This window comes from Gardnerella sp. Marseille-Q9185 (genome assembly GCF_046508745.1).
In the GTDB taxonomy this organism is placed as follows: domain Bacteria; phylum Actinomycetota; class Actinomycetes; order Actinomycetales; family Bifidobacteriaceae; genus Bifidobacterium; species Bifidobacterium greenwoodii.
In genome coordinates this window covers 249,815-270,299 of sequence record NZ_JBKFWK010000002.1, presented here as the reverse complement: position 1 = coordinate 270,299, position 20,485 = coordinate 249,815, and the positions used below count along the sequence as shown (strand labels likewise).

General features: G+C 43.2%; 20 protein-coding genes. 1 reads left to right on the top strand and 19 read right to left on the bottom strand.

Translation table 11 applies throughout. The features are described from left to right. The 10 genes from ACLD5M_RS03765 to ACLD5M_RS03720 all read right to left on the bottom strand — a co-directional run. The coding region (locus ACLD5M_RS03765) for an ATP-binding cassette domain-containing protein (protein ID WP_410314634.1) at window positions 1–232 on the bottom strand (232 nt) is incomplete at its 3' end. A gap of 225 nt (window positions 233–457) precedes the next feature. After that, complete coding sequence (locus ACLD5M_RS03760; protein WP_410314633.1) at window positions 458–1,864, bottom strand: class I SAM-dependent RNA methyltransferase; 1,407 nt, start codon at window positions 1,862–1,864, stop codon at window positions 458–460. Window positions 1,865–1,918: 54 nt separating this feature from the next. Next, window positions 1,919–2,692, bottom strand: a complete 774-nt coding sequence (locus ACLD5M_RS03755) for a DUF3159 domain-containing protein (protein WP_410313624.1) — start codon at window positions 2,690–2,692, stop codon at window positions 1,919–1,921. A gap of 30 nt (window positions 2,693–2,722) precedes the next feature. Next, complete coding sequence (locus tag ACLD5M_RS03750) at window positions 2,723–3,484, bottom strand: DUF3710 domain-containing protein (protein ID WP_410314632.1); 762 nt, start codon at window positions 3,482–3,484, stop codon at window positions 2,723–2,725. A gap of 154 nt (window positions 3,485–3,638) precedes the next feature. Beyond that, window positions 3,639–4,505 carry an exodeoxyribonuclease III gene (locus ACLD5M_RS03745; protein WP_019260851.1) on the bottom strand — a complete coding sequence of 289 codons (867 nt, stop codon included), beginning with the start codon at window positions 4,503–4,505 and terminating at the stop codon, window positions 3,639–3,641. A gap of 148 nt (window positions 4,506–4,653) precedes the next feature. Next, on the bottom strand, window positions 4,654–6,669 hold the full coding sequence (locus tag ACLD5M_RS03740; RefSeq protein WP_375168992.1) for a dipeptide ABC transporter ATP-binding protein: 2,016 nt from the start codon (window positions 6,667–6,669) through the stop codon (window positions 4,654–4,656). A gap of 24 nt (window positions 6,670–6,693) precedes the next feature. Continuing rightward, the gene (locus ACLD5M_RS03735) at window positions 6,694–7,671 is read right to left on the bottom strand and encodes an ABC transporter permease (RefSeq protein ID WP_019260850.1); all 978 of its coding nucleotides are present in this window, start codon (window positions 7,669–7,671) and stop codon (window positions 6,694–6,696) included. A 14-nt stretch (window positions 7,672–7,685) separates the two neighbouring features. Next, entirely contained in the window at window positions 7,686–8,612 is a 927-nt protein-coding gene (locus tag ACLD5M_RS03730; protein WP_004128653.1) for an ABC transporter permease, read from the bottom strand. A gap of 214 nt (window positions 8,613–8,826) precedes the next feature. Further along, window positions 8,827–10,464, bottom strand: coding sequence for an ABC transporter substrate-binding protein (locus tag ACLD5M_RS03725; RefSeq protein ID WP_375168993.1), 1,638 nt, complete (start codon window positions 10,462–10,464; stop codon window positions 8,827–8,829). Window positions 10,465–10,848: 384 nt separating this feature from the next. Further along, the gene (locus tag ACLD5M_RS03720; RefSeq protein ID WP_116793886.1) at window positions 10,849–11,817 is read right to left on the bottom strand and encodes a tyrosine recombinase XerC; all 969 of its coding nucleotides are present in this window, start codon (window positions 11,815–11,817) and stop codon (window positions 10,849–10,851) included. 78 nt (window positions 11,818–11,895) lie between these two features. On the opposite strand from ACLD5M_RS03720, the gene ACLD5M_RS03715 reads away from it, so the two are divergent. Then, window positions 11,896–12,189, top strand: a complete 294-nt coding sequence (locus ACLD5M_RS03715) for a DUF6725 family protein (RefSeq protein WP_375168994.1) — start codon at window positions 11,896–11,898, stop codon at window positions 12,187–12,189. Between the two features lie 37 nt (window positions 12,190–12,226). Here the strand turns inward: ACLD5M_RS03715 and ACLD5M_RS03710 are convergent, their stop codons facing one another. From ACLD5M_RS03710 to infC, 9 genes are all read right to left on the bottom strand, one after another. After that, window positions 12,227–13,330, bottom strand: a complete 1,104-nt coding sequence (locus tag ACLD5M_RS03710; protein ID WP_375168995.1) for a prephenate dehydrogenase — start codon at window positions 13,328–13,330, stop codon at window positions 12,227–12,229. After that, the gene (locus ACLD5M_RS03705) at window positions 13,324–14,322 is read right to left on the bottom strand and encodes a prephenate dehydratase (protein WP_410314631.1); all 999 of its coding nucleotides are present in this window, start codon (window positions 14,320–14,322) and stop codon (window positions 13,324–13,326) included. The genes ACLD5M_RS03710 and ACLD5M_RS03705 overlap by 7 nt, the downstream gene beginning before the upstream one ends. Window positions 14,323–14,403: 81 nt before the next feature. Further along, a complete protein-coding gene (locus ACLD5M_RS03700) occupies window positions 14,404–14,811 on the bottom strand; it encodes an alcohol dehydrogenase (RefSeq protein ID WP_116793882.1) in 408 nt (135 codons plus the stop codon). A 45-nt stretch (window positions 14,812–14,856) separates the two neighbouring features. After that, the gene (typA, locus tag ACLD5M_RS03695) at window positions 14,857–16,782 is read right to left on the bottom strand and encodes a translational GTPase TypA (protein ID WP_375168997.1); all 1,926 of its coding nucleotides are present in this window, start codon (window positions 16,780–16,782) and stop codon (window positions 14,857–14,859) included. A gap of 208 nt (window positions 16,783–16,990) precedes the next feature. Next, window positions 16,991–17,830, bottom strand: coding sequence for a ParA family protein (locus ACLD5M_RS03690; RefSeq protein ID WP_004134586.1), 840 nt, complete (start codon window positions 17,828–17,830; stop codon window positions 16,991–16,993). Window positions 17,831–17,878: 48 nt separating this feature from the next. Then, a complete protein-coding gene (locus ACLD5M_RS03685) occupies window positions 17,879–18,838 on the bottom strand; it encodes a site-specific tyrosine recombinase (RefSeq protein WP_308582845.1) in 960 nt (319 codons plus the stop codon). Window positions 18,839–18,932: 94 nt separating this feature from the next. Further along, window positions 18,933–19,316 carry a 50S ribosomal protein L20 gene (gene rplT, locus ACLD5M_RS03680; RefSeq protein WP_004105106.1) on the bottom strand — a complete coding sequence of 128 codons (384 nt, stop codon included), beginning with the start codon at window positions 19,314–19,316 and terminating at the stop codon, window positions 18,933–18,935. A gap of 68 nt (window positions 19,317–19,384) precedes the next feature. After that, on the bottom strand, window positions 19,385–19,579 hold the full coding sequence (gene rpmI, locus ACLD5M_RS03675) for a 50S ribosomal protein L35 (RefSeq protein ID WP_004128670.1): 195 nt from the start codon (window positions 19,577–19,579) through the stop codon (window positions 19,385–19,387). Further along, window positions 19,560–20,297, bottom strand: coding sequence for a translation initiation factor IF-3 (infC, locus tag ACLD5M_RS03670; RefSeq protein WP_205727541.1), 738 nt, complete (start codon window positions 20,295–20,297; stop codon window positions 19,560–19,562). Before infC ends, rpmI begins: the two co-directional genes overlap by 20 nt. Window positions 20,298–20,485 lie beyond the last annotated feature (188 nt).

Here is a 20,485-nt window from a genome sequence, read left to right as displayed (position 1 = left end):
AAGTATCGCTTATATTTGGTGGAAATTTAATAAATTCAACATCCTTGCTTATTTTACCTTGATAAGTTTCTTGATTTAAAAGTAACTTAAATAGAGTTGATTTACCGATTCCATTTCTTCCTATCAAACCCGTTTTCCAGTTTGTATCAAAGGAAAACGATACATTTTTAAATATCGGTTTTACATATCCATAATATGAGAAAGTGAGGTTTTCAATTTTAATTACTGACATAAAACGCCTCCCTAAATTATCATTTACCAGCTGGGTGCAAAGTGGGTGCACTTTTTAACGTTATCCATCTTGTACACTCGACCTTACACCGTTGACATGTTCCCTCAAACAGCCAAAACACGCTCAAAAACCGCGAGAACCCAGCTTAAAGCCGCCGCACGCTAAACCTTTTAACGATAGCCCTCGCTAAGCCTTGCTACACAAGAGCAAAAATGCACCCACCTATTAAGCCCTTGACATCAATACGACACTCTCCACATGATGGGTGTTGGGATATATATCGAACGCACGCAAAGACTGAACGCTGTAGCCAAGCTCCCTAAACGTGCCAACATCGCGAGCAAGACTGGTTGGATCGCAAGCAACATACACAACGCTTCTTGCTCCAGACTTCGCAATCTGCTTACAAACTTGAGCTTTAGCACCAGCACGCGGAGGATCTAGCACAACAACATCAGGATGCGCAAATCTACGCACAATCTTAGACGACTTACTCGCCTTAAACACCTGCGATTCAAGCGTTTGCGCAACATCGCCTTGCAAAGCTTCAACAACATCCCTGCTAAGACCCGCGCGCCCAATATTTCGCCTTGCATTCTTTACAGCAATCGGCGCACCCTCAATGCTAAGCACGCGAGCTGGTGCTGCAGAACCAATGGAATCTGCAGCGCCAGAAGAATCTCCGCCAACATTAGCCAAAGTCGCAAGCGGAATCGTAAACAAACCCGAACCAGAATACAAATCCCACAAAACCGTATTCTTAGTGCGCCCACCAAGCGCAGAACGAACTAATCCCAAAACATAGTTCACCAAATGCTCTGGAGCTGCGCGATGAATCTGCCAAAAACCACGCGCGTCAACATCGTAATCAAAAGTACGCATACGCGATGAATCACCATCAACCACAACTCGCACGCGCTCTCGCAGCAAAGCCGAGCCTGCAACCAACTCATCATTTACTATAAGCGCATAATTTTCGCCAATCGCACTAAGGAGCGCAGACTTATCATTAAAGTCTAAACCCTCAACCCTAGGCTCTGGAACAGCAAGACGAATTTGCGAATTTGGCTCAAATTCTCGATTCCACAAATCTAAAGAATCTGCAACTGCTAAAACCGCGCGCGACGCAAGTGGCATAGTATCAATCGCAATGCGATCATGCGACTCGCGCTTTCGCATAGACAATCGCCCTTCATCATCCGCAACCAACTCCATGCGCGTACGCCAATTAAATCCGTTAAGCTCCTCATCCCCCGGAATGCGCTCAACGCTAACATCGCTTTCCGAAACATCCATGTGCGCTAAACGCTGGAATTGATTAGCAATCACGGCTGCCTTCCAACGAATCTGACCAGGCAAAGAAACGTGAATTAAATCCGCTCCTCCAACTCCGCCGCCCTGTGCTAAAGGACCCGCGAGCTTCCATTGCGGCTCCACACGATACGCGCTAGGCTCCAAAACTTCCACAACTTCGCCAGTAAAAAAGTGCGCTTTTGCACGCATCGGCTCATCCATGCGCACGACGACCAGCTCTCCAGGCAGCGCAAATCGCACGAATACAACGCGTCCGTCAAGATGACCTACGCATCTTCCTTGATCCGCATATCGCTCGATTCGCATCGTCACTTGCATAAACTACCCCCTAGTTTTGCATTTTGTTAAGCTGATTTTCTAACGCTGATTTTGTTAAGCTGATTTTACTTCACTTGAATTTACATCGTTCTGATCTTCGTCAACCTGCTTTTCTTCGCTCTGTTTTTCTTCGCGATTTTTATGATGCAATCTCATAAACGGCGTTGCAATAATCAAGTAAGAAACCCAAATTGCGAGCGCCCAAAACGGCAATCCCATAATCAAACGCACCGTGCCAAGCCACACAACGTGATTCGTCAAATATAATGGCACTTGCAAAACGAGTCTCAGCGCAAAAACGCCAATCCACAATCCAGTAACATACATATACGCACGCTTAAGTGGCTTATAATCAAGCCATTCGTGCAGCCACGCGCCAAAGTTTTCCGTAGGCATTTTGCGAATTGACTCAATCACAAGACCTAAAGCAGGCACGCGAACGATCAGCGAAATCGCAAGAAGTACACCGTACACAGCGTTTGTAATAAAACCCATCATATAGTAGTCGCGCGCTTGATGACTCGTCCACACCCAAATAAGGCAAATTGCAATGGAAACAAGTCCACTAATTGCTCCCATAAGAGATTGCCTCTGAATAAGACGGACCACAACTTGCAAAACAGCAATCACAGCTGCCACAATAACTGTTGTTTGCACATTTCGTGTTACAACAAAGCAAATAACAAACAGCAAGCCCGGCAGCATGGATTCGATTACGCCTCGAACGCCACCTATGGAATCAATTACAGAAAAGTTTCTTCCATCAGAACCTATAGAGGCAAGGGAAGCAAGCCCAGAACTTTTTTTACCACAAGTGTTATTTTTCAAGACGATATCCTTATGCTACTTAACTTACTTCTATCTAACCTCAGAAAACATTGGTCCGCGAGAAAGCGTAGTTTTTACATCAACTTGCTGATCGTATCCTAAAGGCTTATCTTCTTTTTTTAAAGCTTCATCAGCATTTTCTTCAGATGAACTATTGCTTTCATCATTATTTTCTTCTAATCTCTGTGCTGATTCTTTTTCTTCACGAGTTAATGGCTCGTGCATAGGAATAAGATCGCGAGGAGCTAATGGTTCTTCACCGCGATTTACAACAATCCCCTTAAACCATTCGTCTAATTGCTTAGTTTCATTATTGTTTTCTGCCAACTCTGTTGCTGCAGGCCCGGAAAATACTCCACGAAGCATCCAGCGAGGACCATCAACTCCAACGATACGAGTTGTAATACTCTTTTCTCCAACTTTTACAGGAAGCAAAAGTTCAGTTCCAAATTCGCCTTGTGCGGTGCAAGCTTGGCTATTTCCGTCAAGTAAGTCTTTGCATACTTCATTCCAAATACCAGTAGATTTCGGAGCAGCAAAAGCTTCAACTTCAACACTTGACGATCCGTAAGTTACTGTTGCTCCAATTACTTGACCATTTTCGCGCTGCTTTTTTACGCGTAATTCTATACCTTGGAAATATGGAATATAAATTGAGCCAAAATCAAGATAATCACTGAAATCAGGAGCATCTTCATCGTTGAAATCCCATGGACCAGTTTTTAACTTTACAACTTCATCTACATCTTTTGAAGATTTTACTTCTTTATTTCGGCCAAATAACCAGCCCATTATTCCTCGTTTCTTAAAACAACAAGCACAACAATAAGCATAATGCCAATCATCGTAAATTGCTCAACTTCATTAGATTACCACAAGCAAAGCACTGAAAATATGCATATAAACAAATACTATTACTTAAGTTTCATTTAATGTAGGTTAATAATCACACACCATATTTTATGGTTAAAGGCGCGTGATCCGACCATCTTGCCTCATAACTTTCAGCGCGATCAATCACAAAACCACAAGCGCTTTCTGCAATTTCTGGCGTTGCAAACTGGTAGTCTAATCTCCAACCAACATTATTGTCGAAAGCTTTGCCGCGCTGACTCCACCAAGTGTATGGCCCTTGAATATCTCCTGCAAGCATGCGCATAACATCCACAAATTCATACTCGTTAATCCAACGGTCAATATACGCGCGTTCCTCCGGCAAGAATCCTGCACTTTTTTCATTCGCTTTAGCGTTTTTAATATCTAACGGCGTATGTGCAATATTAAAATCACCGCATAAAATCGCCTGATTTCCACCACTTGCCGCTGCATCTCGAAGCTCACCCAAGCGAGTAAGCATTGTGTCTAAAAAGCGGAATTTTTGCTGCATTTTTTGCGGATCGTCCACGTTTCCAGCGTGAACATACACTGAAGCAACAGTAATTTCATAACCTTGAGGCGTACGCACATCGGTTTCAACCCATCGCCCAGAATCAACGTCTTCGCTTAAACCTGGCAAACCGTAGCGCTTTGCTACTACAGGAAGTGATGTAACTAGAGCTACCCCAGCTCTACCCTTTACGCGGCAAACTTCGTTTGCATAAGTAAAATTATCGTTTTCTACAGGATTTGCGATATTTTCAGATGCGCGATACCCCATTTCAATTTTCGTCATAATTGGGTCGATTGCATCCTGCGGAGCACGCACTTCTTGCATGCACCATACGTCAGGAGTGTGAGCATCAGACCAGTCAAGCATCCCCTTACGCTCGGCCGCACGAATACCATTTAAGTTTGAAGTAGTAATTGTAATCATAAATCTAACTCTAATATGCGCATTACACAAATATGCACGCTGCACAAAGCAAAAATTAAGGTGCAGAAATTTATAAACCCAGTTATTAACCAAGTTATAAACCCTGCACCTTTATTTTTATTTTATTAGATTAAATATTTAGATTAAATTAATCCAAACCAAGTTCCAAGTTTCCACCAGGAATTGCGTCGAGAAGATCGCGAGTGTACTCCTTTTGCGGATGATCAAACACCTCATCGGTTGTGGCGTGCTCAACAAGCTTTCCGTGTTGCATAACAACAACCTCGTCTGCAATCTGTCGAACAACAGCCAAATCGTGAGTGATGAACAAGTAGCTTAATCCACGCTCTGCCTGCAAATCGTTAAGCAAGTGCAAAACCTGATCTTGCACAAGCACATCCAAAGCAGAAACAGCTTCGTCACAAACGATAACATCCGGGTCCAAAGCCATAGCACGCGCAATCGCAATGCGCTGACGCTGACCACCAGAAAGCTCGTTCGGGAATCGAGTCATAACAGAAGCAGGCATACGAACCATGTCCAAAAGCTCACGCACGCGATTATGTCTACTCTTTTTATCGCCAATCTTATGAATTCGCAAAGGCTCTTCAATAGAACGATAAATCGAATACATTGGATCGAGCGAACCGTAAGGATTTTGGAACACTGGCTGAACATGACGACGGAAATCAAGCAAATCCGCGCCCTTTAAGTCAGCAATATTCTTGCCTTCGTAAGTAACAGTTCCGCTTGTAGGCTTAAGAAGTCGCAAAACCATGTTTGCAACAGTAGACTTACCAGAACCGGATTCACCCACAATTGCCAACGTTGTTCCGCGCTTAATAGAGAACGAAACGTCGTCAACGGCCTTGAAAAGCTCCTTCTTGCGAGGAAGCTTAAACTCTCGGGTTAAGTGATCGACTGTAATAATATGCTCACTCTTTTCAAGAGTTTGCTCACCTACTACGTGATGCTCAAGCAAATTATCCGCGTTACCACCATGCTCCTTAACGGAAATGATTCGTTGAGAAGCAAGACTTGGAGCGGCAGCAACAAGTCGCTTAGTATAAGGATGCTGTGGATGCTGCAAAACGTCCAAAGATGGACCAGATTCAACAACACGACCCTTATACATAACAACAACGTGCTGTGCGCGAGCTGCGGCCAAACCTAAATCGTGAGTAATGAACAGAACGGAAGTTCCGAGCGAATCAGTAAGCGTATGCAAATGGTCAAGAATGCGCTTTTGCACGGTAACGTCGAGTGCGGAAGTTGGCTCATCTGCAATCAGCAAATCTGGACGGCAAGCCAAGCCAATGGCAATTAACGCACGCTGACGCATGCCACCAGAAAACTCGTGCGGGAACTGACGTGCACGAGTTGCAGCATCTGGCAAACCAGCCTCATCAAGTAAACCTGCAATACGGTCGTCAACATTAGCGCCAACAACATACTTTTTGGCAATTTCCCAAGCTTTGTCGTCGTTCACACCGTACTTGATTAAATCGTCTGCAACGCGCCAACGAGTTTCAGAACCTGGAACCCACTCTTTTTTGTAGTAGCCCATGGCTTCATTCATCTTGAATTCATCAAGTCCGATTTCTGCCAAAGACTTGCGTGCAACTTCCATCAATTCTGGTAATTCTTTAGAACCAAGGAATGTTTCGTCCTCATTGCTTTTAACTTCTACAGCATCACCTGCAAGAGCTTCCGCAAGAGCAGAACGCTTCTCATGGCTTACGTCAACACCATTTGCAAGAAGAGCTTCCTTAACCTGTGCACCAATACGCCAAACAGGGTTCAAGTTACTCATAGGATCCTGAGGTACCAAGCCCATTGCAGTGCCGCGCAAAGAAGCAAACTCTTTTGGTTTTAATTTGCTAATTTCTTGGCCATTAAGCTTAATAGAACCGCCCGTAACATGACCTGTTCCTGGAAGCAAACCCAAAACTGCCATTGCAGAAGTGGACTTTCCAGAACCAGACTCACCTACGATTGCAACCCACTGGCCGGGATATACGCTAAAGCTTGCATCTCGAACAGCGTGAACGGCTTTCTTAGAATCAGTAGTGAAATCAACCTGAAGATTTTTCACTTCAAGCAATGGACCTTGCTCACGCTGCATAGCGAGAGCGTCTACATTTTTATGCGTTGAAATGCTCATAAGTTTTATTCCTCCACGCTAACTTCACGCCTTACGGCTCTTTGGATCCAACGCATCCTTTACAGCGTCACCCATCATAATGAAGGCAAGAACTGTAATAGCAAGCGCAAATGACGGATAGAACAATACTTCTGGACTATTATTGAAGTACCTGCTGTAAGTAGCAATATCTCCACCCCAGCTCACGGTAGTAGTTGGCAGACCAATACCGAGGAAGCTAAGTGTTGCTTCCAACACGATGTAGGAGCCGAGAGAAGTTGTGCCAACAACAATGATTGGAGCCAAAGAGTTTGGGATAATATGCCTAAAGAGATTGCGTATAGGCCTAGATCCTAAAGCTGTAGAAGCTGTGTTAAATTCTAGATTCTTTGATTCCATAACAGCACTTCTAGCTATTCGAGCAACACTTACCCAGCCAAATAGAACCATAACTAGAATTATTTTCCACATTGATTTTGTGGTTCTAAACATTTGAAGAACAACTATAGCGCCAAGAAGCATAGGCAAAGCCAAGAAGATGTCGGTAATGCGGCTAAGAACAGCATCAACCCAACCTCCAAAGAAGCCAGCAATAGCGCCAATTAAAGAACCAACTAAAACAACCAAAGCTGTAGCAATTATGCCGATTGTTACAGAAGTGCGAGTTCCGTATACTACACGGGCGTAAATATCGCATCCCTGCTTATCGAATCCAAGAGGATGACCAGAAGAACTTGGCATCAAAGAGTTATTAAGTACGCAATACATTGGATCTTGCTTAACGAGCAATCCTGGGAATAATGCAATAAATAAAATTGCAATAATCAATATTGCGGAAATAATAAACAAAGGATTTCGTCTCAAAGTACGCCAGGCATCAGCCCACATGCTCGTAGCAGGAGCAGACTCGTCAACGGAATCAACTTCTTGTAACGGAGTTTCATCCAAGGAAGCAACATAACGTTCCTGTCCTGGAAGAGCAATATCTGCAGCAGTCAAATTTTCCTCAACTTTTTCTTGCATAATTATGCTTCTCCTTACGCGTAACGAATTCGCGGATCAAGAGCCGCGTACAAGATATCAACAAGTAAATTACTGACTACGAAAATCAGCATAAGCAAGGTAACTACAGAAACTACCAGGTTGCTTTCACCCTTCAAAATACCTTGATAAGTAAGGAAGCCAATACCGTGAATATTAAATATTGTTTCTGTAATCATTGCGCCGCCCATAAGAGCGCCCAGATCCTGGCCTAGGAACGTTACAACTGGGATTAAAGAGTTTCGAAGAATGTGCCGAATAATAACAGCGCCTTCTTTTAAGCCTTTAGCGCGAGCCGTGCGAACATAGTCGAGAGCAATATTTGACGAAACTTCAGACCTTGTAAGTCGAATTACATATGCCATAGATACAGATCCAAGAACCATTGCAGGAGTGAGCATATCTAAGAATCCAGGATCATTACTTACATTAGGAGGGAGAATATGCCACTTAATACCAAGCAAATACTGCATAGCATAACCAGTTACAAAGGTTGGTACGGAAATAAGAAGCAGAGAAACAATAAGAATTACGCTATCGTACCATTTGCCTTTTTTAAGACCAGAAATAATACCGAAAGTTACACCGAACAGCGCTTCAAATGCAAACGCCATAACAGCAAGCTGAATGGTTACCGGGAATGCACGACCAATTTCATCAATAACAGGCTGACCTGCAAAGGTTTGGCCAAAGTCAAGAGTAAGCGCATTCTTTAAGAACAGTAAATATTGAATAATAAATGGTTTATCTAAATTATAATTAGCTCGAATTTGTGCTGCGACAGCAGGATTAACTGGTTTATCGCCAAACATTGCATTTACCGGATCACCCGGCAAAGCAAATACTAAAGCATAAACCAATAATGTTGTGCCGAGAACAACAGGAATCATCTGCAAAATTCGACGCAGAATGTACTTACCCATCGGCTTCTCCTTGAATTGTTAACAATTACTCGCAAAAACAACAAAGTGCCACTCCAGTTAAAGAAATTTTTTGGATTATTTCCTTCGTTCCTTCAACTGGAGTAGCAATTTCGCTATACGCGATATTAAATTATTGAGAGGTGATATCAGAATTAAGTATTTTTCTGAATATCATGAAATTAATTTATATAAACTCCATATGAAGATTTAAATCTTACTTATGAAGCTGGTAGTACAGTGGCATGTTCTGCCAATCCATTACGAATCCCTTCAAATTGTGATTCATAACAGCCTTAGCATTCATGTAAAGCAGTGGTACAGATGGAAGATCCTCAAGAAGAGTTTCGCCAGCTTCATGATAAAGCTTAGTTGCTTCGCTTGCATCGGAAGATGCAGTAGCCTTGGTAAGCAATTCATCAAACTTTGGATTCTTGTAATCGCCATCATTAGAACCATTGCCATCAGCTGCAACAGAAGCGAACTGCTGAGTCAAGTAGTTTTCTGGGCTTGGATAATCTGGCATCCAGCCTGCACGCCATGCGCCCTTAACCTTACGCTTGGTGCATGCATCGCGGAACTCCTGGAAGGTTGGGATTGGCGTTGTTTCTGCCTTAACACCCAAATTGTTCTTCACATAGTTCACAACTGCATCGAACACAGACTTAGCAACAGCGTTATCAGCATTGTAGGTGAAGGTAAGAGGACCATCATACTTGGAAATTGCTTCTGCCTTAGCCCACAATTCCTTAGCCTTCTTTGCATCGAACTTCAAATGCTCGCTACCCTTCAAATTAGGATCGTAGCCTGGGGTCTTTGGAGAAGTGAAGTCGTTAGCAGGAGCAGCAGTCTTGTTCAACACCTTTTCAGCAATTGCCTTACGGTCGATAGACATAGAAACTGCCTGACGACGCAAGCGGCCTTCTTCAGTCTTAACATCGAAGTGTGGCAAGCTGGAAGCAATGCTGAACTGAAGAATTACAGAACCAGGCTTGTTGTAAGCAGTGATTGTGCTATCGCTCTGGAAGTTGCTGGTTTCAGTATCTGGAATGTTATCGGTCATATCAAGGTTGCCGGACTGTACGTCACGGTAAGCAGCATTACCATCGGTGTAAATCTTAAAGGTAACGCCATCATTCTGAGCCTTGCGAGGGCCTTCGTAAGCCGGGTTCTTCACAACTTCAATCTGCCTGTTGTGATCCCAAGACTTGAACAAGTATGGACCGGAGGAAACAGGCTTTTCACCATAAGCCTTTGGATCCTTGTAGAAGGATTCTGGAAGTGGAGCGAATGCCAAGTAGCCAACCTTAATTGGGAACACGGAATCTGGCTGCTTCAAATCAACGGTGAAGGTGTTCTTATCTACAACCTTCAAACCGGAAAGCTGTTCGTCGCCCTTCAAACCATCCTTCTGCAATTCGTCATAACCCTTAATGGTCTGGAAGAAGGAAGCGCACTTCTGTGCATTCTTAGCGTTGGCAACAAAGCTCCAAGCCTTGGTGAAGCTTTCAGCGGTAACAGGAGTACCATCGCTGAACTTCTTGCCTTCTTTAAGCTTAACAGTGTACTGAGTTGCGTCTGCGTTTGGAGTAACGCTTTCAGCATCCTCATTTACTGGGTTGCCCTTTTCGTCAAAAGTGACCAACGTTGAGTTGACCAACATAGCAGGACGTGCACCAGCGTTTTCGTTAATGTTGCCAGGCACCAATTCGTTCTGTGGCTCAGTGTTATTTACGGTAATAATAACTTTTCCACCGTTTGTCTGCGCAGTCTTCGAAGCAGATGAGCCGCAGCCACCAAGCAACATGGCCAACGAGCAGGCCGCAGCGGCAAAAGCTAAAGCCTTATTCTTCATATTTATTCTCCTAACGTCTGGTAGGCAGGATGCTATATCAATACAAAAAGCCAAGTCATGAATAAAATAAAATCCATCTAGTTTTTATTGCCAGATGGATTCTTTTAGCCAATGACAAGGCCTCTTCGTTGATTAAAATTCAATGATACGTATTTTTGCAAACATTGCAAGAGTATAAGTAAATTGTAAAATTTACTGTTTATATCTAAAAATTACTGATTAAAACACCATCTTTTCGCATAAAAACTAAAAAACTTACTATTTTACCAATAATTTTTACTGTTTTTTACTGATTTAAATATATTACATATATGTAAATTATGTAATCTTTTATGTAAAGGCTTTGTTAATTACAGAGAAATTATGCATCTAATATGCAGATAATTAAGCACGCGGAAAAGCTTGTAAATACCGCTGTTTCAACGCTTCTATAGATACATGCGTATAGCGTTGAGTAGTATTAAGCGAAGAATGACCCAACAATTCTTGCACTTCTCTCAAATCTGCCCCACCGTTAAGCATATGCGTAGCCGCACTGTGACGCAAAGAGTGCGGAGAAATATCCGGAACATGCGCACTTTTAGCCGCATCATGAACTACTTGTCTTACTAATCGCTGATCAATGCGCTTTCCGCGAGCGCCAAGAAATATTGCAGTTTGTGCAGAATCTTTCAATAAAATTTTTCGCCCGCTATCTGAAAGCCATTCAGACAAAGCTTTTGCGGCCGGAATCCCAAAAGGAACAACGCGCTGCTTATTTCCCTTACCTGTAACTTTTATAGTATGCGATGAAAAATTAATATCTTGAATATTTAATCCAGTAAGCTCACCAACGCGAATGCCAGTTGCATATAAAAGCTCAATAATTGCAGCATTGCGAAGTTCAACAGCTTTCTGATTTTTATTACACGAAGATGAATCATTAGCTTTAGAATCAATATTATTCATTAGCGCTTCTGCCTGAGACTCATCTAAAACAGATGGAAGAACATTCTTAATTTTTGGAGTCATCAAAATTTCTGCAGGGTCACCATTTATAAACCCAACATGCTGGCACCATGCGAAAAATCCGCGCACAGCAACAACTTTTCTTGCCAAGCTTGAACGAGCATGATTTCTAGAAGCGTCTGCCATCCAAGAACGCAAATCATCCGTAGTAAGATCTGAAATATTTTTAAAACCGTGACGATTACACCATGCTAAACACTGTTTAATATCACTTGTGTAAGCTCGATTCGTGCGCTCCCCCAAGCCCTTATTCGCGCTTACATACGTAATGTAATCATCTACTAAACTCGCATATTGGGCAGGAAAATTTACGAAACTATTGGAAGCCACTCGCTTATTTTCCATGCTTAATCACCCTTGCGTAACTTTATAAACGTTTGCCATACGCGCCAGTCACATGCATAATACAACAAGGAGCATGTTATGGAAACACGTATAAAAAACTTGACTACACTACCACAGCGAATACCTGCAGGCACGCGCATAGTAGTAAGAACATACAAAATTATAGAAGAAAATAACGATGGAAAGCAAAAAATCGAGTATCATGATGCGATTGGGCACGTACTTGAGTGGGATGGAGAAACGCTTCACTTACTTCGAGATCCTGCAGCAAACGGCACTAGAGCTGCCGAAGAAATGTTCATTGATGCCAGCACAATTGCACGCTTAAGGCCAATGCCGGAACGCAAATTCCAAAAGCCGCTTAAAATATAGACATTAAAACTCGCGCCACACTAAGCACAAACTCGCATTAGACGTTGCTTAGAGAATTATCTGCGCACAATAGCAGTTGCGAAGATTCGTTGGTATTAAATCCGCAGATTTCAACAATAGATTCACCTAAGCGCGCGGATTCTAGTAATTCCTGCTGCCAATTGATTCTGGAATCATACTTCCACAATCTGCTATTAGCAGCATCGCTTTGATTTGCAGCATCACTTTGTTGCGTATTCGTTTTACACGAGTTGCGCTGCTGGTATTTATATTCTCTCCACGATTGAGCTTTAGCAAAAAACTCTTGCTCATTATCGTCAGCAACTTCTACATCTTGATCCAGCATATCCGCAGCAAAAGTTAGTTCAGAAATTACAGAACGCAATAATTTCGCAGTATTATGCCGATTTTCGCTTACCATTGCGCGCGTGCGTTGAGGATCTGTAAGAGCAACGCGCGTCATATCTCGCCAAGAGCCTGCAGATAATTGCAAAGCAATAGCACGATTAGGCTGATCGCATAATACATTTGCAAGAGAAGTCGCAACAACGTGAGGCATGTGAGAAATAAGTGCCGCAGAATTATCGTGCGTTTCGTCGTCTAAAACTATTGCGCGATTCTTGCATAGCGAAACAATCATTCGTAAAACATTGCTAACTCGCCAAAATTCCGTGTTGCTATCAACGGTTAAAGCCCACAAAGCACCATTTAAAAGCTCAGCACTAGAAGCTTTCCAACCAGTAAATTCACTACCCGCCATAGGATGCGAACCAACGTAGCAATCCTGCAAACCTGCTGCAGCAACTTGCTGGCGAACTAAAGTTTTTACACTACCAACATCGCTAATAGTTGTGCGAGATTTGTCAACATAAGGTGCGATTTCCTGCAAAATACTTGGCATAGAAGCTAGAGAATTGCACAAAATCAGAACGTTTGGGCGAAGCTTAGCTAAATCTTGCACATTGTCCACGCAAGTAATTCCTAAATTTTCAGCTTCTTCGTATGGATTATGATGACGATTCCACGCATAAACGCTACATTCAGGCAATTTTGCAAGTCTTTTTGCAAGAGATCCACCAATAAGACCAAGACCTACAATACCAACAGAAAAATTTTGCGAAAATTCAGCGTTTTCTACCATAATAATTCTCTTTCTGCCTGCATTACGTTCAAATTGCGCAAAGAATCAACCGAAGGTTCAACACACACTCCGCCATTAGGCAGCATCCAATCGTTCATCACAGGATTATTGCGCTTTTCGGAAGGATACACTGCTAAAACTCGAACCCAATCTCCATGCTCAACAACCTCTTGAATCATATCTTTACACATAGAATCCCAAGGAGCAGAATCAACAGTTGCAATAAAACTGTATAAACCATCCTGCCCTTTAATTGGCCTAGACATAAAAGAAGTCATATTAAGACCATGATCGCGCACAACGTCAAGCAAATTTGCTAGCACGCCAGCGCCCGTGCAACGCGGAATAAAAGCAATAATTGATGAAAATGATGAAAAGTTTTCGCGCTGAATATTAACAAAATCTAAAACCTCATCTCGAGGAGCTAATACTAAAAACTCAGTGCGAGCGCCAGAAAAATCTTCAACACCTTCGCTCACAATCTGCCTATTGTATAAATCGGCACAAATTCTAGGGCATAAAGCAACTTCGCCAGGAACTAAATCCCTACAAGCAGCAGCGTTTGAAGACGCAGTTTTTTCTTTCAAACCGCGCTTTTGAGCAAACTTACGGCATTGTGCCAACGCGTGCGGATGAGCAACAATAGCAGAACAGTTATCAATTGAATCTGACTTGCAAATAACAGCATCAAAACTAATATCGACGCCTACGCGAGCAATGCCAACCATATTTTTTGCATCGATTAGTAAATCTAAATTAGGTATTACAACGCCTTCAATATTGTTTTCCCACGCAATAACACCCCAATTGTTATGCTTCTCAATTTCACTAGCAATGCTAAGAACATTCTCGCAAGCAGCTGTAATAAGTGGCAAATTATCAAATGATTGTAACTGCTGTTGAACTTTTAAAGCAGCTTGATGAGTAAAAGAACCTTCCGGCCCTAAATAACATAATTTACGAGCACTATTACTGTTCTTATTACTATCCATGGCTATTCCCTTAAAGACCACTGTAAAAAATACTGTCAAAACTATTGTAAAGACTACTGTAAATTCTTTACTTATTTAACACTATTCAACAACAAACCAACGCTGAGGCATACAAAGCAAAATTGCGTGAGCAATAAGAATGCCATAAAGCCAAAAATACCCAACGTATTTCACACACCAAGGCATAGGAATAGTAAAGCCTACAGGAATAAGAATTGCGTTACCAATAAAACCAAGCGCTAGAATCCATACAACAGCAGAAAAAACTACTGCGTGAATAAATAATCCCCACCATCCACTACGAGCTCTGGAACACCAAGCAGAAAGTGCGAGCAATATTACGGCAATAACAAAACCATATGGCAAATTATTCATTGCTCCAGCGCGATGCACAAAAGTTCCAATTAGTGCGCATATTGCAGAAGAAACACACGTGGTCGCATACCTACCCCATAAAGGTAAGCGATGCGACCACGGTTTTGCTGTCATAGTAAATCAGCGCCTCAATTTACAAATAGTATTTTCGAGAATACATCACGCAGCATTATTGTTTTGACGACGCTGCTTAGCACGCCACTTATACCATTCGTCACGGCTCAAAATAATCTTGCGAACACGAATTGCTTCAGGTGTAACTTCCACACACTCGTCTTCGTTAGCAAAATCAAGAGACTCTTCCAAACTCATCTTAATTGGCGGAGTCAAAGTCTCAAGCACATCAGCAGTCGAAGAACGCATGTTAGTCATGTGCTTAGCAAGCGTAATGTTTACATCCAACTCGTCTGGCTTGTTGTTAATACCAACGATTTGGCCTTCGTAAACTGGGCTTTGCGGATCCACAAAGAAGATACCACGAGCCTGCAAACGCTGCATAGCGTAAGGAGTTGCAACACCCTTGCGATCGCAAACCATGGAACCGTTCTGGCGAGTAACAATCTGACCAGCCCAAGGAGCGTAGCCTGCAGAAATAGAGCTTGCAATACCAGTTCCGCGAGTAGCAGAAAGAAGAGCCGTGCGGAAACCAATAAGACCACGAGAAGGAACAGTAAACTGCAAACGAACCCAACCAGAACCGTGGTTGCTCATAGAATCCATGCGGCCTTTACGATCAGCCATAAGCTGGGTAACAGTACCCATGTACTCTTCTGGAACGTCAATAGTTGTACTTTCCATAGGCTCGTTAATTTGACCATCAATAGTCTTAGTAACAACCTGAGGACGTCCAACCGTAAGCTCGTAGCCTTCGCGACGCATCTGCTCAGCCAACACAGCCAACGCAAGCTCGCCACGACCCTGAACTTCCCAAGCATCTGGACGCTCAGTTGGAATAACCTTAATAGAAACGTTACCAATAAGCTCGCGGTCCAAACGATCCTTAATCATACGAGCAGTAAGCTTATGATCTTTGCCTTCAGTTCCAGCAAGAGGAGAATCGTTTACGCCGAAAGTCATAGAAATTGCAGGATCGTCAACATGAATTAACGGAAGAGGCTTTGGATCGTTCTGATCAACAATCGTTTCGCCAATCATAATATCGTTGACGCCAGCAACAGCCACAATATCGCCAGGACCTGCAGAAGCTACAGGAGTACGCTCCAAGCCTTGAGTGCGAAGAAGCTCAGAAACACGGAAGTTTTCAATAGAGCCGTCGACGCGGGAAAGACCGTAAGTTTTACCCTTTTCCAAAATGCCGTTATAAATACGAACTAAGCCCAAGCGTCCAAGGAAGTCGGAGGAATCAATGTTTGCAACATGAGCTTGAAGAGGAGCGCCTTCCTCGTATTGCGGAGCTGGAATATTTGAAATAATAGAATCAAACAGTGGTTCCAAATTGTCGTTATCTGGCAAACCGCCATTTTCTGGCTGATTTTGAGAAGCATAACCGGCTTTAGCAGCGCAATAAATTACTGGCAAATCAAGCAAAGCATCGAGATCAAGATCAATACCTTCCTCAACAACATCCTGAGCCAAGCCAAGAAGCAAATCTGTAGATTCGCCAACAACTTCTTCAATACGAGCATCTGGACGATCTACCTTATTTACGCACAAAATAACAGGAAGCTTAGCTTCCAAAGCTTTACGAAGCACAAAGCGAGTCTGCGGAAGAGGACCTTCAGAAGCGTCAACCAACAAAACAACGCCGTCAACCATGGAAATACCGCGCTCAACCTCGCCACCAAAGTCAGCGTGGCCAGGGGTATCGATCACGTTAATAGTAATGCCTTCTGGGTGACCATATTTTTCAGCCAACGGACCGGTGTACTGCACAGCCGTGTTCTTAGCAAGAATAGTAATGCCCTTTTCGCGTTCCAAATCATTGGAATCCATAACGCGATCTGGAACTTCTTCACGCTCAGAGAATACGTGCGACTGTTGAAGCATGGCGTTTACCAGAGTGGTCTTACCGTGGTCGACGTGCGCCACAATTGCCACATTTCGAATATCACCGCGAACAGTCATCACAAACCTCTTCCATTCTTCGCGTTTAAGTAATTATTTACAAGCAACTATTTTAAAGCTGAAGCCAATCAAATAGCCGCAATACGTTATTGGCAAAACCAAAATCGGCAAACTGCCAAACCTCGCCGATTTTACTCGCGAGCTAAGACAGCCTTACAAAAAAGCGCAAGAAGTAAAAACAACTCGCGCAAATCAAACCGTAAAAAACTTAAGCAACAACACCTTTAGCAATAAGCTCGCGCGCAACCTCACGATACTCTTTTGCAGTCTTGTGCTCAGGAGCAAAAATAGTAATAGGAACTGCAGCAACAGTAGAATCCGGCAATTTAATAGAGCGGGAAATCACGGAATGCAAAACTCGGTCTTGGAAAGCTTCGTAAATGCGCTGTAAGACTTCTTCGCTATGCAAAGTACGTGTATACATAGTAACCAGAACGCCAAATACTTTAAGATTTGGATTAATTCGAGACTGCACTTTTTCAATAGATTGCATAAGAAGAGCAACACCTCGAAGTGCAAAAAACTCTGCAGCAAGCGGAATAATTACGCCATCTGCTGCTGTTAGCGCGTTTACAGTAAGCAAACCGAGAGAAGGCTGGCAGTCTACGATAATAACGTCATACTCGTCTCTAACTTTACGCAATACGCCTGCGAGAATCTGTTCACGGCCAACTTCTGTAACCAACTGAACTTCTGCAGCAGATAAATCAATATTCGCTGGCATAATATCAATATTTTCGGTTTCAGTATGACGAATTACGTCGTGAACATCTACTGACGAATCGAATAATGCTGTATAAACCGTGTTGTCAAGCGCATTTGCGTTAATGCCAAGACCAACAGTTGCAGCACCTTGCGGATCGAAATCAACAATTAAAACGCGACGACCATACTGGCTTAAAGCTCCAGCAATGTTAATAGAGCTGGTTGTTTTACCGACTCCACCTTTTTGATTGCACATAGCAATAATTCGCGCAGGACCGTGAGAAGTAAGCGGCTCCGGCGCATGAAAAGTCTCGTATTCGCGTCCAAGTAAATCAGTAGGCATGTTCCCCACTTTATCAACAGGTATACTCACGAAACTCTGAGAATGAAATTATCTAGCACGAGGATGACTCATTACATACGCTTCAAATAAAGCATCTGGGCTAATGTGCGTGTAAATTTGCGTAGTTGTTACAGAAGCGTGACCAAGAAGCTCTTGAACTGTGCGAACATCTGCACCTCCTGCAATAAGATGCGTGGCAAGAGAATGCCGTAGCGTATGCGGATGCAAGGGGCGTCCAAGTTTTGCTCGGCTACCTGCATCAACAACTACAAACCATGCTGACTGGCGAGATAAAGCATTGCCACGTTTATTTAAGAAAATAGTGTGCAATTCTTTCTTGCCTTTCGAAGATAATATTGGGCGAGATTTTTCAATATACTTACGAATAGCCCTAATCGCGCAACCACCAATTGGAACTAGACGCTGCTTTGCGCCTTTGCCAGTAAGTTTTACAACGGAGTCGTCTAAATCAATATCTTCGAATTTTACGCCAACTGCTTCCGAAATTCGCGCTCCTGTAGCGTACAAAAATTCTAGCAAAGCTGCATCTCTAATCGAAATAGCGTCCTCGCTACCAAAATTTCCAGCAGCTTCAATAACACGATTTACTTCATCAATGCTTAGTACATCCGGCAAGTAATCCGCCTGTTTTGGCGCTTTTACAAACGCTGAAGCGTCAGCGCTAATATCTCCATGAGCAAGCATAAAACGATGCCATTCGTGAATACTTGCAAGTCTTCTAGCAACAGTGCGAGATCCCAAACCTAATTTATGCAAAGTTCTAATATATGATTCAATATCTAACTGCGAAATAGCGGTAACATCTTTAATTTTTCGTTCACCATAAAGCCAAGATGCGTAATCTTGCAAATCTGAAGCGTATGCTGATACAGTTTTTTTAGAAAGACCACGCTCAATATCAATATGCGTAATAAAACGTTGAATATAAGATGCAAATTCTTCAGGAATATTGTTTTTTCTATTGTCAGAATCAAGATTTGAGCGCATAAAAACAATTATAGCTAATAAGTAAATTTGTTGTTTTAAAAGAAAAAGCCCACCTAAATGGGTGGGCTTAAAATCAAACTCTATTAAAGCGAAATCAGGCTTCAACTGGAGCGTTTACGTCAGCTGGCAATGCAGCCTTAGCAGCTTCGACAACAGCCTTGAATGCTTCAATATCGGAAACAGCGAGCTCAGCAAGAGCGCGACGATCCAATTCGATGCCTGCCAAATGCAAGCCCTGAATGAAGCGATTGTAGGTAATGCCTTCAGCGCGAACTGCAGCGTTGATGCGCTGAATCCACAACTTGCGGAAATCACCCTTGCGAGCCTTGCGATCGCGGAAGTTATAAGTAAATGAGTGGAGCAGCTGTTCCTTTGCCTTGCGGTAAAGACGGGAGCGCTGACCGCGGTAGCCAGAAGCCCTCTCAAGAACAACGCGACGCTTCTTGTGAGCGTTTACTGCGCGCTTTACTCGTGCCATAAGTATTCCTCAGCTTTCTTAAAAATTTATGATTGCGTATTCGTTTACAAGCAATTCTTACTTGTTACTTACTTAACGAGCAAGCCCTTAAGCTTCTTGCTCTGCGCAGTAGCCAATACTTTATCTTCGGAAAGAGCACGACGTTTACGAGCCGACTTGTGCTCCAAGTTGTGGCGCATGGCGCTACCATCGTGCATCACCTTACCGGTACCGGTAAGACGAACGCGCTTGGACGCTGCGGAATTAGTTTTCATCTTCGGCATTGCTGCCCTCCTTGTGATGTTGATCGGATTGCATAGCATTTACTGCATCTGCAGCCTGTGCCTGCACTTCCTGCTTTGCCGCAAGACGTGCAGCCTGGCGAGCTTGACGCTCTGCACGAGATTCAGCGCCTCTACGACGCTGCTCAGACTGTGTATGAATCTTCTTGCCCTTTGGAGCGAGAGTCATAATAATATTGCGACCCTCTTGCTTCGGCGCAAACTCAACGGTGCCACTTTCAGAGACCTCATCCGCAAGTCGGCGTAACAGTTCAACGCCGCCAATTGGACGAGACTGTTCGCGGCCACGCAACATAATAGTGACCTTTACCTTATCTCCACCGTTCAAGAAACGAAGTACATGACCCTTTTTAACGTCAAAATCATGATCATCAATCTTGAGGCGGAAACGAATTTCCTTAACCTCAGCAGTGGTCTGATTACGGCGTGCTTCACGAGCCTTCATCTTTTCGTTGTACTTGTACTTACCGTAGTCAATAAGCTTGGCTACTGGAGGCTTAGCAGTAGGCGCTACCTCGACGAGATCGAGGTTAGCTTCCCTTGCAAGGTTTAACGCGACAGAGGTTGCGATAACTCCCACCTGCTCGCCTTTTGGACCAATAAGGCGCACCTGAGGGACTCGAATCTCCTCGTTAATGCGTGGTTCGTCGCTAATGATGACTCCAATCCTTCTAAATACTGGTAGAATGCAATACACCAAGAAGTCCAAGAGTTTAAGGATTCAACACTTCATATCAATAAAACGCGTAAAACTACACGCGGCAAGCAGCTTAAACAAAGCCAACTCGCATGAGCGAAGTAATGAACCCGAAACCACAGTAGGCTTCCAGGTGGGGACATCCCACTTTCTTGATTACTCAAGCCAAATGTTTAGTATACTACATGCCT